Below are 16,276 nucleotides of genomic sequence, written 5' to 3' on the forward strand. Positions count from 1 at the left end.
TAAAGTGTACTCACATTTTAAATTATCGTTCTAGTTTCAACATTTCTTCATCAAAGAGATGACAAGCGAGCTCATGACCTGGTTCAACTTCCCGGAATACAGGCACATGTTGCTTACAGATTTCCATACAGGAAGGGCATCTTGTATGAAAACGACAGCCCGTCGGCGGATCAACGGGACTTGGAAGATCCCCTTTTAGAATAATGCGTTCCTTCTTCAAGCTTGGATCGGGCACGGGAACTGAAGATAGCAGCGCTTGGGTGTAAGGATGCAAGGGACGGTCATACAATGTATCCTTATCAGCCGTCTCCACAAGAGAACCCAGATACATAACCCCAATTCGATCACTAATATGCTCGACCACACTGAGATCATGAGAGATGAATAAATACGTCAGGCCATATTCCTCCTGCAAGTCCTGTAACAGATTCAACACTTGGGACTGAATCGATACATCCAGCGCTGACACGGGTTCATCCGCCACAATTAGACTTGGGCGAACGGACAGAGCCCGGGCAATCCCAATCCGTTGCCGCTGTCCACCGCTGAACTCAAACGCGAATCGCTCGGCGTGGAAACTGTTCAATCCAACGGTCTCTAGCAGTTCGCAAGCTAGTTTATCCCGTTCTTTAGAGGACAGCTTTGTATGAATAAGCAGGGGTTCGGCGACAAGATCCTTCACCTTCATGCGGGGATTAAGTGAAGCATAAGGGTCTTGAAACACCATCTGCATATCTTTGCGCAGAGGCCGCATCTGGTTGTCTGAGATATGGCTAATATTTTGTCCCTTAAACCATACTTCTCCATGATTGGGTTCCAGTAAGCGAGTCACCAGCCTGCCCGTAGTCGATTTCCCACAGCCACTTTCACCTACAAGACTGAACGTTTCTCCCTTACGAATGGCGAATGAAATCCCATCAACGGCGTGTAAATATTTAGTCGTTCCGAAGAAGCCCTTCTTCACAGAAAACAACTTCTTCAAACCCTTAACCTCAATTAATGAAGTCTCTTTCATAAACATCCCGCTCCTTCCGTGTCCTCCTGCTGTGTAAGCCAACAACGGCTTTTGCGCTCTAGCCCCTCAATCGGAAGTAGCTCAGGTTCTTGCGACAGACAACGCTCCATGGCAAATTCGCAGCGTGGCGCAAACTTACAGCCGGCAGGCATTTGTGAAAGGTCTGGCACATTCCCTTTTATAGACTCCAAGCGATGTACATTCTGGCGCAGCTTAGGTACCGATTGAATCAATCCCCTGGTATACGGATGTTGCGGTCTGGCGAACAGCTCCTGAACAGAGGCTTCTTCCACCACACGACCAGCATACATAACAACTACCCGGTCACATAATTCCGCAACTACTCCAAGATCATGGGTAATGAGCAGCATTCCCATATCCTGTTCATCTTTCAACTGCTTCATCAGATCAAGAATTTGCGCTTGAATCGTTACATCGAGTGCGGTCGTGGGTTCATCGGCAATCAACAGCTTTGGATGACAAGACATGGCCATTGCAATCATAACCCGCTGTCTCATCCCGCCGGATAGTTGATGCGGATATTCATCGATTAATTCCTCTGCGCGAGGGATACCTACAAGCCGCAACATATGAATCGCATGCTCACGAGCCTTCTTGCGTCCATAACCCAAATGCAGTCTAATCGGCTCTGTTAATTGCAGCCCAATCCGCAGCACTGGATTAAGAGAGGTCATCGGCTCCTGAAAAATCATTGCCAGATCATTTCCCCGGATTTGGCGCATCTCCTTCTCAGAAATCTTCGTCAAATCCTTTCCTTCAAAACGCACAGAACCTTCAGAAATTCTGCCCGGCGTATCTTTAAGCAACCGCATGATCGATAATGAGGTTACACTTTTGCCACAACCAGATTCACCAACCAGGCCTAACACTTCGCCTTTTTTAATAGCAAAGTCTACCCCCGCAACCGCAGTTATACTTCCATCGCCGCGTTTGAACTCCGTTTTCAGCCCTTGTACATCCAACAAATGTTGAGTCATGTCTTGTCCCTCCTTAGTTTTTCATTTTGGGATCAAGAGCATCACGCAGTCCGTCCCCGACCAGGTTAAATGCAAGTACTGTTAAAAAGATGGCTATCCCCGGAAAATAAACGATATGTGGAGCAATACTTAAATAATCACGTCCCATACTTAACATTGCGCCCCAATCGGGCTCTGTTGTTTTTGCACCCATTCCGAGAAAGCTCAATGAAGCAGCGGCCAAGATCGCTCCGCCAATCTTCATGGATAGATTAACGATAATGCTGGGCACGGTCTCAGGAAAAATATGACGCCAAATAATCCGGCGATGCTTCGCTCCCATGGAACGAGCCGCTTCCACAAACAATGTTTCTTTCGCAGACAGCGTTACGCTCCGAATAATTCGGGCGAACGATGGAGTACCAAAAACTGCAACTGCGATAACAACGTTGGATAGACCCGGACCGAGAATGGCGACGATCCCAATGGCAAGCAGCAAGTCAGGAAAAGAAAATAGTACATCACTGCCACGCATAATTATCCGATCTAGCCAACCGCCATAATATCCGCTTAACAGACCTAGGATAGTTCCAAGTACACCTGCGATTAAGACGGAACTGAGACTGACCGCTAAGGTTAAGCGAGTACCATCAATCAAACGGCTTAGAATATCACGGCCATATTCGTCTGTCCCGGCCCAATGTGCAGCAGAAGGACCTGCCATAAGAGCATCGTAGTTTGGTTCATCAGGATTATACGGGGTCAGAAATGGCCCGAAAATTGCAATTAAGAATAGCAATATAATAAAAAATGCGGCCACAAGGGGCATCTTTTGTTTACTGAACTTACGTAAAAAAACACCCATACGGCCTTTTGTTTTCTCCGGGGCCAGTACCTCTCCGGGTAATGGAGATTTTGCTCCCATCACCGCCGAATTGTCACTCATGATATCCCTCCTGATCCTAAATTCACCCTATAAATCTATTGAAATTCTGCTTCTTAGTCGCATTAGCTACTGAGAAAACCTTATTTTCGGATTAAGTACGCCATACAATAAATCTACTAATAGATTGATAAGAATAAATTGTGTAGCAAACAGAAGCAGTAAGGCTTGAATGACTGTATAATCCCGGAACAAAATGGAGTCTACTAGCAGCCTGCCAAGACCCGGAATACTGAATACCGTCTCAACCATTACAGAGCCGCCGAGCAGGAACCCAAACTGAAGTCCAGCTACGGTAACCACCTGAATCAAAGAGTTGCGCAGCGCATGCCTGCCGATAACAACATACTCGCGTAAGCCTTTTGCACGTCCTGTACGGATATAATCCTCCCGAAGAGTCTCCAGCATAGATGACCTAGAATAACGGGCCAACATAGACATAATTCCCATCCCGAGTGTAATGGAAGGAAGAATATAGGACTTCCAGGAATCAACACCACCCGTTGGAAACCAACCAAGCTCTACCGAGAAAATTTGAATGAGTACCAAGCCTAACCAAAATCCAGGAATAGACATCCCTGAAATGGCTGTCAACGTCCCTAAATGATCCGGCCACCGATTGCGATAAACGGCTGAAACCACGCCAATTAGAAGACCAATAATTAGAGCCCAGGCCATACTAAGAAAAGTCAGCCACAACGTAGGCATTACTCTGCTTTCCAGCATGTCAGTAACCGGGATCCCTGAACGGATCGAATTGCCCAGATTCCCACTTAGCAGATCACCCATGTAGTTTATGTATTGCTTCCACAAAGGCAGATTGAGACCCAGCTGCTCCTGAATTCCACGAATCTCTTCAAGCGTGGCATCTTTACCGGCAATAAGTCGGGCTGGATCGCCTGGGATTAAGTGAATAAACAAAAAGACAAGCACCGATACAATGAACAACAGCGGAATAACCCCGAGGAGTCTTTGTAAAGCATATCTACCCAACTCATAAGCCCCCTTCAGTATCGACAAATGATTTAGTGAGGCCGCTTCCCACCATACTACAGAAGCGGCCTCGTTCATTTCTTGGGATATTAAACCTAACGTTTGTTTAGCATTATTTCACTTCTGCATTCAGGACATTAATGGAACCATCCGGGAAGACCTTAACTCCTTCCAGATACGATCTTTTGCCTGAGATGATTTGGTCGACGCCCATGAATGCCCATGGAGCATCTTCCCAAATTGTTTTTTGAATATTGCCATAGATGGATTTAGCCGCTTCTGGATCAACAGATTTATTCGCCTCAGCGATCCATTTGTCTACATTTTCATTTTTGTAATAGGCTGTATTTGAGCCAGCAGGCGGGAACATTTCACTACTGAACAACCCTCTGGTTGCACCATCTGCATCTCCTGAAGACGGAGACCAGCTGACATACCACATTTGAATTTTTGCTTCTTCAGGTGTCTTAGCAGAGTTAATTTGGTCGGACAATGTGCCGCCTTCCATGGATTTCACGTCTACCTTAATCCCTACAAGTGCTAGCTGTTGCTGAATAAATTGCATACCCTTCATAGTTTCGGATTCATTTTCACCCCAAATTTCGGTTTCGAATCCATCAGGATAACCCGCTTCAGCAAGCAATTGTTTAGCTTTTTCAATGTCATAGTCATAACCTGTTTGCGGGGAATAGTATTGTGTTTTGGAAGACATCGTGGAATCAAGCTTAGCACCAAGACCCGATTTCACAACTTTGATATAAGCTTCTTTATTGATAGCATAGTTAATGGCTTGACGAACCTTCACATCATCGAAAGGTTTTTTCATCGTATTCAACGTTACATAACGGACGATTGTCGAATCGATGGTATCTACAGTAATTCCTTCAAGACCTTCAACCTCAGATACTTGCTCCGTTGGCATTGGATAAATGAAATCCGCCTCGCCGGTTTTTAGCATGGCTATCCGTGATCCATTCTCTGGTACAGGTCTAAAGGTCACACTATCCACTTTTGGCAACCCCGCTTGCCAGTAATCAGGGTTCTTAACGACAACCAAGCGGTCGCCTTGCACCCATTCTTTGAACTTAAATGGACCCGTCCCTACAGGATTTTTTGAAATATCGGTGCCATTTTCTTCTAAAGCTTTCGGACTAATAATAGGTGCCATAGCTACTTTATTTAAAAATGCGTTGTACGGCTCGCTGAGTGTAATAACCACGGTTTTAGCATCAGGAGTCTCCACTTTCGCTACCTTTGCGAAGCTTTTGCGCAGTCTCAGATTGTTCTTCTCATCTTGAATACGGGCGATGTTTACTTTAACCGCTTCAGCATTAAAGTCAGTACCGTCTTGGAATTTAACATTCTCTTGCAGCGTGAACGTGTAGACCAACCCGTCTTCACTTATGGAATGGCTTGCGGCAAGAACAGGAACCACGTTCATATTCTCGTCAAAACCCATCAGACCTTCGTACATCGTTCTGGCAGCGCTGATTGAATGCGTATCGCTTGCGTTATGAGGGTCCAGCGTAATAAAGTTAGAATTGATGGCAATTACAATGTCTTTATCATTCTTTGTAGTTGGGGTGCTAGTTTCAGTTCCACCAGCAGTATTGCCTTTTTGTCCCTCGTTGCTCGCTTTGTTGCCGCACCCTGCAGTCACTACTACTGTAATAAGCAGCAGCATGAACATTGACCATACTTTTCCTTTTGCTTTCATTTTTTACACTCCCCTATTCAAACGATGTATTAGAAAAGCTTCTAGTCCGATTAATCTCCAAACTTGAAGATTATTCTTGACCTTATGCTCTAGATCTCCCATTGAAATACAGCACGGCGTTCGCCGACTACAGTACCGCCATCATTAACAATCGTGTTAGGCACGAGTGCATATAGGCGATCAATTGTGTCTTGATTGCTGTAACCAATACGTTCTAGAATCGATGCGATAATACATGGCCAGACTTGTTCTGATCCGTCGGATACTTTCAGTGATATACCCATTCGTTCCTTACGGAGTCCGATACCGTATACCCCTTTTGCTCCACCCTTAGCCGTCAGATTGTCATCCTTCAGGAGCTCTGAGCATACAAATTTCGTGTCAGCAATCATAACCGGGTTATCATTCATAAGTTTTGCAATGGCAGCGGCTGCGTTACGTATATCCGTATCCTCAATTAAATCGGGACACGCTAGCTTTAGATAGGAATAAGCGATTTTATGAAGCGGAAGTGCGAAGATAGGAAGTCCACAGCCATCAATACCTTGCGGGATGGACGCTTTGGGAACTTCAGCGATATAAGCCATCATCTCAAGAATCTCCTGTTGTACAGGATGGTTAGGATCGTAATAAGTGTTTATATCCCAACCCATATATTTGCTAAGGCCCATTAATCCTGCATGTTTGCCTGAGCAGTTATGAAAGATTTTACGAGTGGGCTCATTTGCCCGGTGACGTTCTGCTTTGGCTTCATCATTCAGCGGGTATGTAGAGCAGCAATGAAGTGACTCTTCTTTTAATCCCATTTTCTGAAAAAGAGCTTCAAGCGCTTCAATATGGAAGGCTTCTCCCCGGTGTGAAGCGGTAAACAGCGAAGCTTCTTTACTTGTCAAACCATATACTTCATCGATCCGGCGTTTCATTACCGGCAAAGCTTGGAATGGCTTAGCAGCAGAGCGAAGATAAGTCATATGCTCCGGATCGCCTGCTTTGTACAAAATGTTGCCCTTCTCATCAACTACACTAACTGCACCATAATGCACATTCTCCAACAGGCCCCCACGATATTCTTCTACCAATGTTGTAAATCCCATCTGTACAACCTCCCCAGCAGTAGTTAATTTAATCTAAGGCAAAAAATCGATTCTGCGATAAAAGTCCCGATCCGATAATTACACCCTTCTCATTCAGCAAAGAGCGATGAATCGTAAAGGAACCACGAAGCGGCTCCCATGTAAAGCGCGAGAGGTACAGCTGCTCAACTTCTTCGTATATATCCGGGAATTTGTCCACGAGTTCTCCACTTAAAATCACGCTGTCGGGGTTATACATGCATACGACATTATTAATGGTGATGGCCATATACATGAGTGCACGGTCGATCAAGTGAATCGCCCATTGTTCTCCTGCATGTTTTGCTGCGAATAACTCCTCAATCGTACGGATCGGGCGAATCCGATTAGCTTCAGATAATAAAGAACTGATATTTATATAGGTCTGTAAACAGCCCGCTTTGCCGCACTCACACATCATTCCGTTAGGATCTACTGTCGTATGCCCAATTTCACCCGCACTGTTCATCACCCCTCGATAAATCTCTCCCTCGAGAATCATCGCAGAGCCCACGCCTTGACCGAAACCCAATAATGCCGTACGGCTGGAGCCGACTGCAGCTCCTTTAAGATGTTCAGCAAGAGCCCTTACTTTCAGCTCATTGTCCACAGCGATTTCAAAACCTGTCAGCTCTTTCAAGCGTTTGGCTAACGGCACATTTTTCCATCCTAGCTGAACAGAGAAGACAACAATTCCTTCTTCGTTATTCACAATGCCGGGAAGTCCAACGCCAATCCCCACGATACGTGTTCTGTCAATCACATGCTGCTGGAACAATTGCTCAATGGCTTCATGAATCCGTTCCAGCGTTCGTTTCGGGCTTTCGTCTGGTGTACGGGGAAATTGACTACTGCAGATAAGCTGTCCTTGTAAGTCCACAATTCCTATAGACATAAGACTGCGATCCAGTTCAACGCCAACCGATAATACAGAAGCGTCCATCATACCTATTAACGTTGATTTCCGACCTAATCCTGATGATACCTGCTCTGAATCGAGTAAATATCCTTCCTCCGTCAACTCTCCGACAATTCGACTTACAGTCGTAGGACTCATACCAGTCTGTTTAGCAATAGAAGCGCGAGAAATCGGTTGTTGATTTTTTATAATTTCGAAAACCGTTAAACGATTTTGTCGCTTCATAAAATCCTGATCGTGCTTTTTCACGGGCATTCTCCTAATTATTTTCTCCAGTGCATTAATTGGATTAATAAACCACAAAAACAAGAAATTATTTGCAAATAAAGCGCTGATAATGTATTCTTTGATTTAAATTTTAATTTAGTTTCTCCAGTGATGGGATTAATAATAAAGGGTCATGGTTTATGTGTCAATATAAATGACATATTTTTTATTTAAAAATAAATGTAAGCGGTTAACGAAAGATAACCAACACAAAAACCACTCAATATATAACACAGACATAACATATAAGCCCATGAATTAGCATTTAATTTGAATCTTGAACCTATTAATTGGAATAGAAAGACTGAAAGTGGTATTTTGCTTGGATTAATGTGAGGGTGTGTGAATCGATGGTAAATTGAAGGTAACACTCGCATCAAAAGGAAACTCTCAAAAAGGAGGTAGCTTTTGATGCGAAGTAAGTTAGTTACATCGAAGGTGCTAAAAAATCATTGAAACTCAACGGTCTTAACCGCTGCGTCCTCTTGGATCATCGATAACAATTGTACTGGATTAAATGATTCAGGCAATCTTACAACGATTTCTACGTTTAATTCGGATTCTACACTGTTATTTTCAGCATGAAAACTTAGAACAGCGATTTTGTGTTCTTTAAGCAACTCTTGAATTCGGCCCATAGCGCCTTCTGTGTTAGCTAGACTTATAACGAGCTGTTGGGTTTTTGGTGCGGCCAGCCAGCTGTTACGACTGTGTAAGATCTTTTGCCCAAGTAAAATGATTATCGTTGCTCCTACGCCAAGAATATAAAGACCAGACCCTATAGCCATGCCCACTCCGGCTGTTGCCCAAATCCCTGCAGCAGTAGTGAGCCCTTTGACTGTGTGTCTTTGCATAAAAATCATTCCTGCGCCCAAAAAACCTACTCCGCTTACTACCTGAGCAGCTATCCGAGCGGGATCAAGAGAAAGATTAGGCCAATCCGCTTGATCCTGAAACCCATATTTGGAGATGACCATCATGAGTGCAGCACCTAAGGCCACAACAAAATGTGTTCTAACTCCAGCTTCTTTCATCCGGCTTTTGCGTTCATATCCAACTAATACGCCACAAATTCCCGCGCCAATTACACGAAGCAAATACTCAAACTCCATACCTTCACCTTCTTTCATCATGATATGTATGTTGGATTAGTACCACGTAGGATAAATTCAATAATCTATTTATTGTATCACAAACAAAAAACCATAATACGTCCTCTCGCATTATGGTTAACTCGCTTTTTTTAATTTTATACTTCTTAGTTCGTATCGGAAGCTAACAAAGAGCAAATCTCCGCATCTACAAATCTACCTTTTTCAAAAAAAGATTCGCGCAACAATCCCTCATACTTAAAGCCCGCTTTCAAAAGAGACTTCTTGGAGGCAATATTAGCCGGATCATAAAGCGCCTCAATTCGATGGAGCTTCATATGCTCAAAGCCATACGCAATAATAGCTGTCAGGACTTCCGTCATCACACCCTGCCGCCAATAAAGTGGAGATAATTCATACCCAATCTCTGCTTTGAAATTTCTGTGCGCCCAGTTATGATATCCGCACGAACCAATCATTATATTATCCTCACGCCTGGCTATTCCCCAGCGAATGCTTTGTTTGCCTTTGAAACGTTCATCCCATCTTTCGATAAGGTTGATCGCTTGCTGTATATCGGTAAAGCTATCCAGATCATAATACTGGGTCACTTCATCTTTTGAAAAATAATTATATATTTCTTTAGCATCATCCAGTGTAATTCTTCTCAAAATAAAGCGGTTTGTTTCGAGCACAGGAAATCCTTCAACGTTATCGATCATATTTTCCTTAAGTCTCCTCTCATTTATAAACTAGTGATTTTTTTCACCTTGTAATCATTTGTTCATATTGCGTTCTTAATTGCTTGATACACTTCAATCATAACGATACCTACGAAGGAGATATTCTTATGAAAAAATTGTATTACACGTCTTTTTTCTATGCAATTCTTGGTTTGATAGCCGGAGTGGCCTATCGCGAAATTACTAAAATGAATGATTTCACAGGAGATACTATATTAGTTGCGCTTCACACTCACATTCTAGTCTTAGGATTCTTTTTCTTTATTATTGCTATGATCTTAGACAAGTTATTTAATATCCATGAGGCTAAATCTTTTGGTGCATGGTACATTGTCTATAACATTGGTCTTCTAATCACGATTGGTGCAATGGCTACACGCGGAATGCTGCAAATTAACGGCAGTGATATTAGCTTCCTGCCCCATATTGCGGGTCTTGGTCACGCCATTGTTGGGGCTGGAATCATCTGGCTGCTTGTGCTACTCGGTAAACGAATTAAATAATACAGAAAGAGCCGCCAGGATCACTCCAGCGGCTCTTTTAAATATCCCCTGCTTCCGTTACGGAGCAATCCCCCATACGAGAGCATCACTTTGATAAAGCGTCACTTTATCCCAGTTAGTATAAGCAGTTTTAGTAGCATCAAAGGAGTAGTCATTGGCTTCGTTAAAATTAGTCCAATCTGATTTATATATTCTGAGTTGAATATCTCCGGACTGGCCTCCAGCTGGAATGGAACCAGCCGAAGAAGCAAACGAAAGTTCAACGTAAGTGTCTGCATTCGTGCCAGTGTAGTCTGCAAAGGCGACTTGAACATTATTATTGCCGATCTGTGCCCAATCAATTGTGCCATTTAACGTCTGATTACTATCTTTAGTGAAATAATAACGGATTTTAAGATCGCTTAAGTTCACTGCGGTTGTGCCGTTATTTTTAATATTAAAATAAGGTTTGATCTGATTGTCTGTCGCATTAGTATCTCCTGCCCGATACTGCAACGTCAGACTAGTTGCTGCCGGAACTTGTGGAACAGCACTTGCTTGTGCCGAATCCACACTTTCTCCTACACTGTTGGTTGCGCTTACAACATAGTAATAGGTTGTTCCGTTAGTTAAGCCTGTGTTGGTGTAGCTCGTTGCCGTTAGCCCGGTTGCTACAGTGGTGTACGGCCCTCCGCTTGTGGTAGCACTTTTCACAGTGTAGCTAGTCGCACCACTGGATGCGCTCCAGCTCAGGTTTACTTTTGCATCTCCTGCAGTCGCTACCAAGTTAGTTGGTGCCACTGGAACTGTCGCCACTGCTGCTGGAGCCGCACTCGCTTGTGTAGAATCCGCACTCTCTCCCACACTATTGGTTGCGCTTACAACATAGTAATAAGTTGTTCCGTTCGTTAGGGCGGTGTTAGTGTAGCTCGTGGTCGTTAGCCCTGCTGCTACAGTAGTGTACGGGCCTCCGCTTGTGGTTGCACTTTTCACAGTGTAGCTAGTCGCACCATTGGATGCGCTCCAGCTCAGGCTTACTTTCGCATCTCCCGCTGTCGCTACCAAGTTAGTGGGTGCCGTCGGAACAGTCGCCACCGCCGCTGGGGTCGCATTCGCTTGTCCCGAATTCACACTCTCTCCTACACTATTGGTTGCGCTTACAACATAGTAATAGGTTGTTCCGTTCGTTAAGCCTGTGTTGGTGTAGCTCGTTGCCGTTAGCCCGGTTGCTACAGTGGTGTACGGCCCTCCGCTTGTGGTCGCTCGTTTTACGGTGTAACTAATCGCACTGCTGGATGCCGTCCAGCTCAGGCTTACTTTTGCATCTCCCGCTGTCGCTACCAAATTAGTGGGTGCCGCAGGAACTACAGTACCCCCTCCGTTACTCAGAGGAATTACAGGGTAAGCATTCTGTACCAGCTGAACAAATTGATCATGGAACCAGTGGCCTGATACAGGCGCATTAGGTAATGCACCGGTCAGTGTGCCGCTTGAGCTGGTATAAGTCGGATCACACATTCTGTCAAAGCCCTTGCCCTCATTATTTGGAATGGCACTGCTGGAGCCGTCAGATTCTCCCGGAGGTTTCACCCAGACGAATGCATCCAAATGTGAGGCTGCATAACCTGCGGGTGCTGCTTGTGGAACTTCTCCAATTCCGGCGCCGCTGGCATTACACCAATTGCCGCGATGGAGACGTTTATCAATCCGACCGGAATCCGCATAAGCGTTAACGGTTGTTCCGCTTGCACTAGTCGGACGATTTGCTCCTCCCCACCCGTTACGGGAAGTATCAATAAGGAAGCCGATCGTGGAAGGCCAACCTTTTGCTACAAAACCTGAATACAAAGCTGCTGTGAAATCAGCTTCATCAAAATACGGATTCCATTCATAATAACTTGCAGAACGAAGCTGCTGGCTGCCTATCGTAAGATTCGGATCTGGAAGATTAGGTTCTACTAGTGGAGTGGTATTGGCTGTATTCGTAATGAATCCATCGACACTAGCAAGTCCAGCTGTAGTGCCTGACACAACCGAAGTAAAGAGGTCGATAGCGGGGCCACGGTTAGTATCCCATCCGAGCCAGCCAGAGTGACCAATATCCATGTAAGTATACACATTTGGAATGGCATGGAGAGCATTTAAAGTGTAACGTGTAGCATCACGGTAAATATTCGTGGAGTTAGCTTGAGCACACTGTGGTGTGCTGAGATTAGTAACTAGATTCGGAAGCGAGTCCGGCTCTACGATAGTCACTATCCGAATGTCACTATATTTGGGCTTTGCAAAAATACTGGCGATTACGTCAACATAATCTGATTTGTAGGTTGTCAAACCCGCTGCTGTCAGTGGCAGCTCGCCATTGGAGGCCAAAGCGTGGCAATCCCGCCCAGGCATATCATAAATTACGAATGTGGCTGTAATCGGCGTGTTTGGTTGCTTTTGCGCGAGTACGGAATCTAATGTTTCCTCAAGACTTTTTCTGCCTCCGTTTTCTGTCCCGCCATAAATTGCAGCAATTCGATCCAGCCATACGGCTGTCGGATATTTTTTAATGGTCTCCATCTTGGAAACTAAAGTACTATCGGTAACCTGAGCAATAGAGGTATCAATCAGTGCGGCATAATCAGGATTAACATATGCTGTAGCTCCTACAAACGGATTGTCAACATGCGCCTCACTGGCATACGTGGTAGAAGGAGCATATCCGGTGATAACTAAAGCCATGATCGTAAGCAATAACAACATTTGCTTCCTTAGTGCTTTTGTCATTTATTATTCTCCTTTCGACAATTAAATAAATTCGCAAATAATTTATTAATAGCCACGCGATGCTACAATTGCAGTATTCACTCCTTTAAAGAATGGTCACCTCCTCTATGCCTTACCCGCACTCATCATCACCTCCTCTCCGTTTTAAAGATCTAACAAGAGCCTAAATTCCCTAACTATTTAACATAAATATAATTTTATTTAATTTATAGAAAATTATCCCTTTTCTTGAATACTACCATATCCTATTTTTAATTAGAAGATAGTAGATGAAATAAAAGTTTAATAATGAGACTATAAGAATATTTGTTTATAAACTGGTAAATGATACAATGTGGAAGTGACAAGGTATTTTGAATTTTAAGTATTTTCGAAGTAACGCTAACAAACCTTTAAGGAGTGGAAAAAATGTCTATCGATGTTTATCTTAATTTCAATGGGAATTGTCGTGACGCAGCAGAGTTTTACGCAGAGGTGTTTGGCACTGAACGTCCACAAATCATGACCTTTGGTGAAACACCACCCGATCCCAATTTCACTCTTCCTGAGGAAGCTAAAGATTTGGTTATGCACACCCGCTTGAATATCGAAGGCAGTAATGTAATGTTTTCTGATGTTTTTCCAGGCATGCCTTTTATCGAAGGAAACAATATTAGTCTTTCCGTAGTTAGTAAGGATTTAGATAACATAAAGAAATATTTCGATAAGCTTCAAGAGGGCGGTAAAGTAGTTATGGAACTGCAAGAAACCTTCTGGAGCTCTTGTTATGGTAGTCTAAAAGATAAATTCGGCATCGACTGGCAATTCAATTATGATGACGGACGAATAAATATGTAATAAAAAAACAACGGGCATGGAGTAACTAACCTCCTGCTCGTTGTTTTTTTGTTTTTCGCTTAAATTAGTCCATAATCAAATCGTACACACTAACCTTCCGAATTCGCCGGGCAACAAGCATAGACACCGCATAAGCTACTACTAGAATGGCTGCACACAATAGCAATACTTGAGGCAAACTAACCGCCAGTTGGACATTATAAATCCCTAAACTCGAGAGCAATAGTACAAACGCTGAGTCTGAGAAAAAATACCCCCCTATGCTCCCCAAAGCTACTCCCACCACAATCACCGGAAACAGACTAAAGGTAATCTGCGTCATCAGATTAAAAGTGGTATAACCCATTCCTTTAAGAATGCCGAACTCACGTTTCCGCTTCAGAATCAAAGTCTTAATCACTAAATACAAAATCAGACTGACTACTATAATCGTCACCACAGTGATGACTGCTGTCATAGAAGATACTGCGGCAGTGAATGTACTGAGCGTACTATCAACCGTTTCTCGAATGTTAGTAATGTTCCATTGCTTAGGGAAGCGTGCTTCCAGATCCTTCACAAAAGCTTGCGCATCTCCCCCCTCTTTCAGATACACATTGATGGACAGAGGGGTGTACTCCGGTTGAAGTCTTCTCATTCCATCACCGGTCATACTCGCCACCATTCCAAGTTGGCTAATCTGCTGGCTTAAGCCAGTAACCAAATAATTCTCCGTCACACCATTAAAAGTGATCGGGACCTCGTCCCCTATTTCTGAATTTTCCAACTTTGCAATAACACCGGAAATCACAATTTCATTATCATAAATTGGCTCTCGCCCTTTGTATATGGTTTGTGTCTCCAGCTTGCTATAATCGTCAGATACCCGGAGCATAAAGCTGGTGTTTTTAATCGAAGCGACCATGCTATCCAATACAGTCAACTTTTCAACCCCTGGCATGGCTTCTAATTCTGTAAACTTCCCCTGCTGTAGGTCACCGTTTTTCGGCAATAACAAAAAGTCGCTGCGTTCTATACCTACCAGTTCTATAACGGCGGAGGTATCTCCCTTAAAGTTGAAATTCAATATAGAGCAAAAAATACTAGAAAAGGTTAATCCGGCAACGATCAATACGATCATCATATTCTGTTTTGCCTGCCTTACTAAAGCTTTAAGGCTTAAGCTGAATTGCAGATTCATCCGGGATGTTTCGAGTGGAATTGGGTTCCGCTTAAAATTGTGAGTGAGGATTCCGCTCTGCAGAGCTGTAATCGGAGTAATGTTCCGAATTCGCCGGCTCGACAGATAGGTAACAAGTAGCACTAGTCCAGAGACAATAACCAAACTCAGTACTGCACTGACCCCTTCAAAGGATATTGGCCACAGAAGTCCGATTGAAGACGAAATCATATTCCCTACCAACGGCATAACCAGCCCAGATAACCCGCCTCCCGGTATAGCTGCAATGATGGAAACTGAGGTGAACTGTAGCAGAAGCGCATTTTTAATCTGCCATGAAGTATAACCGTTAGCTTTTAAAATACCGATGTTCGTTAAATTGTCTTCAATATGCCCCAATATTTGAAACCTGATGACAATAAGCGAGATTAGAACCATAATCAGTGCAAATACGATTAAAATGGCTGCTAAAAGATTAACAAAAACACGGTTCCCTTCGAGCCCAACCTCTGCCCGCATGACTTGAAATTGATCCGTACTTCCTGAGGCAAAAATCCGCTCACTAAGCATTTGCTCCAGCTTTACATCCTTTGAAGGATCGGTTAAATCTGCTGATAGAAAGCTGTACTGAGCTTCAGTTCCAAGACGTTCCTCCAACTGTTTATAACCTTCATCATTCAAAAATACTTTTAAAGCTCCATTAGTTAACGTCCCTAGCAACGGCTCCTCAATAAAGCCACCTATGGTATAAGAAAATGAGTTATTATCGTATACAAAAGTAAAAGTATCCCCAAGGTTATACCCCGATCCAACATGGAACAAATAAGGCAGATAGATCATATTCGCATCCTTAGATCCTGGTGGAGTCGTTGTCTTGAACAGTCCCTTGGTCCGCGGTGTATCCATGTTAAGAATTATAAAAGCTACCGTAGTGTCCGTTTGTCCGTACTTCATTTTAGCATCTGCTAACAGAATTGCTGCTTCATTCTCCCAGGATTCTGTATATGAATAACTATCCACAAGCTCCTCATACTCTTCTAGATAATCATCTTTTGGAAAATATGCACTTATTTCTGGAGTCCTTAATTCAGTCATTTTTTCTTGCTGGAAGGAATTGAGCTTCAAAATGACCGTAAGACCAATGTTCAGCAGCAGCACAGCTATCATGATAAGAATGAAGAGCGTAACCGTAGCACTTTTTCTTTTACGAATATTGGACCAAGCTAATTTTCCTATTAGGCTGCTCATC

At 43.6% G+C, this 16,276-nt stretch carries 13 protein-coding genes; 2 read left to right on the forward strand and 11 right to left on the reverse strand.

The window, feature by feature from the left end:
- Positions 1-22 precede the first annotated feature (22 nt).
- The 9 genes from MHI25_RS20485 to MHI25_RS20525 form a co-directional block, all read right to left on the reverse strand.
- A complete protein-coding gene (locus tag MHI25_RS20485; protein ID WP_339187750.1) occupies positions 23-1,015 on the reverse strand; it encodes a dipeptide ABC transporter ATP-binding protein in 993 nt (330 codons plus the stop codon).
- On the reverse strand, positions 1,012-2,013 hold the full coding sequence (locus MHI25_RS20490; protein ID WP_076278748.1) for an ABC transporter ATP-binding protein: 1,002 nt from the start codon (positions 2,011-2,013) through the stop codon (positions 1,012-1,014). The genes MHI25_RS20485 and MHI25_RS20490 overlap by 4 nt, the downstream gene beginning before the upstream one ends.
- A 13-nt stretch (positions 2,014-2,026) precedes the next feature.
- Entirely contained in the window at positions 2,027-2,938 is a 912-nt protein-coding gene (locus MHI25_RS20495) for an ABC transporter permease subunit (protein WP_038572342.1), read from the reverse strand.
- A gap of 66 nt (positions 2,939-3,004) precedes the next feature.
- Complete coding sequence (locus MHI25_RS20500; RefSeq protein WP_036689023.1) at positions 3,005-3,928, reverse strand: ABC transporter permease subunit; 924 nt, start codon at positions 3,926-3,928, stop codon at positions 3,005-3,007.
- Between the two features lie 112 nt (positions 3,929-4,040).
- Complete coding sequence (locus MHI25_RS20505) at positions 4,041-5,645, reverse strand: glutathione ABC transporter substrate-binding protein (RefSeq protein ID WP_076129894.1); 1,605 nt, start codon at positions 5,643-5,645, stop codon at positions 4,041-4,043.
- 89 nt (positions 5,646-5,734) lie between these two features.
- Positions 5,735-6,739 carry an asparaginase gene (locus MHI25_RS20510; RefSeq protein ID WP_339187756.1) on the reverse strand — a complete coding sequence of 335 codons (1,005 nt, stop codon included), beginning with the start codon at positions 6,737-6,739 and terminating at the stop codon, positions 5,735-5,737.
- 28 nt (positions 6,740-6,767) lie between these two features.
- Positions 6,768-7,925, reverse strand: coding sequence for an ROK family transcriptional regulator (locus MHI25_RS20515; RefSeq protein WP_340394124.1), 1,158 nt, complete (start codon positions 7,923-7,925; stop codon positions 6,768-6,770).
- A 467-nt stretch (positions 7,926-8,392) separates the two neighbouring features.
- On the reverse strand, positions 8,393-9,076 hold the full coding sequence (locus MHI25_RS20520; RefSeq protein WP_244886359.1) for an MgtC/SapB family protein: 684 nt from the start codon (positions 9,074-9,076) through the stop codon (positions 8,393-8,395).
- 125 nt (positions 9,077-9,201) lie between these two features.
- Positions 9,202-9,756, reverse strand: coding sequence for a GNAT family protein (locus MHI25_RS20525; RefSeq protein ID WP_340394126.1), 555 nt, complete (start codon positions 9,754-9,756; stop codon positions 9,202-9,204).
- Between the two features lie 128 nt (positions 9,757-9,884).
- On the opposite strand from MHI25_RS20525, the gene MHI25_RS20530 reads away from it, so the two are divergent.
- Positions 9,885-10,280 (forward strand): DUF2871 domain-containing protein, encoded by a 396-nt coding sequence (locus MHI25_RS20530; protein WP_076129897.1) that lies wholly within the window; start codon positions 9,885-9,887, stop codon positions 10,278-10,280.
- A 57-nt stretch (positions 10,281-10,337) separates the two neighbouring features.
- On the opposite strand, the gene MHI25_RS20535 is transcribed toward MHI25_RS20530, so the two are convergent.
- Positions 10,338-12,986, reverse strand: a complete 2,649-nt coding sequence (locus MHI25_RS20535) for a glycoside hydrolase family 6 protein (RefSeq protein WP_340395697.1) — start codon at positions 12,984-12,986, stop codon at positions 10,338-10,340.
- Between the two features lie 453 nt (positions 12,987-13,439).
- Here MHI25_RS20535 and MHI25_RS20540 point away from each other — a divergent pair, with 453 nt between their 5' ends.
- Complete coding sequence (locus tag MHI25_RS20540) at positions 13,440-13,868, forward strand: VOC family protein (protein ID WP_076183122.1); 429 nt, start codon at positions 13,440-13,442, stop codon at positions 13,866-13,868.
- Between the two features lie 64 nt (positions 13,869-13,932).
- Here MHI25_RS20540 and MHI25_RS20545 read toward each other — a convergent pair whose 3' ends face one another.
- Positions 13,933-16,275, reverse strand: a complete 2,343-nt coding sequence (locus MHI25_RS20545) for an ABC transporter permease (RefSeq protein ID WP_076301762.1) — start codon at positions 16,273-16,275, stop codon at positions 13,933-13,935.
- Position 16,276 lies beyond the last annotated feature (1 nt).

The organism is Paenibacillus sp. FSL E2-0177 (assembly GCF_037992975.1).
GTDB classification, from domain to species: Bacteria; Bacillota; Bacilli; order Paenibacillales; family Paenibacillaceae; genus Paenibacillus_AQ; species Paenibacillus_AQ odorifer.

Excerpts from the sequence above, each read along its gene's own strand:
- MHI25_RS20485 (WP_339187750.1), bottom strand. The coding sequence starts at position 1,015 with ATGAAAGAGACTTCATTAATTGAGGTTAAGGGTTTGAAGAAGTTGTTT.
- MHI25_RS20490 (WP_076278748.1), bottom strand. The coding sequence starts at position 2,013 with ATGACTCAACATTTGTTGGATGTACAAGGGCTGAAAACGGAGTTCAAA.
- MHI25_RS20495 (WP_038572342.1), bottom strand. The coding sequence starts at position 2,938 with ATGAGTGACAATTCGGCGGTGATGGGAGCAAAATCTCCATTACCCGGA.
- MHI25_RS20505 (WP_076129894.1), bottom strand. The coding sequence starts at position 5,645 with ATGAAAGCAAAAGGAAAAGTATGGTCAATGTTCATGCTGCTGCTTATT.
- MHI25_RS20510 (WP_339187756.1), bottom strand. The coding sequence starts at position 6,739 with ATGGGATTTACAACATTGGTAGAAGAATATCGTGGGGGCCTGTTGGAG.
- MHI25_RS20520 (WP_244886359.1), bottom strand. The coding sequence starts at position 9,076 with ATGATGAAAGAAGGTGAAGGTATGGAGTTTGAGTATTTGCTTCGTGTA.
- MHI25_RS20525 (WP_340394126.1), bottom strand. The coding sequence starts at position 9,756 with ATGATCGATAACGTTGAAGGATTTCCTGTGCTCGAAACAAACCGCTTT.
- MHI25_RS20530 (WP_076129897.1), top strand. The coding sequence starts at position 9,885 with ATGAAAAAATTGTATTACACGTCTTTTTTCTATGCAATTCTTGGTTTG.
- MHI25_RS20535 (WP_340395697.1), bottom strand. The coding sequence starts at position 12,986 with ATGGCTTTAGTTATCACCGGATATGCTCCTTCTACCACGTATGCCAGT.
- MHI25_RS20540 (WP_076183122.1), top strand. The coding sequence starts at position 13,440 with ATGTCTATCGATGTTTATCTTAATTTCAATGGGAATTGTCGTGACGCA.
- MHI25_RS20545 (WP_076301762.1), bottom strand. The coding sequence starts at position 16,275 with ATGAGCAGCCTAATAGGAAAATTAGCTTGGTCCAATATTCGTAAAAGA.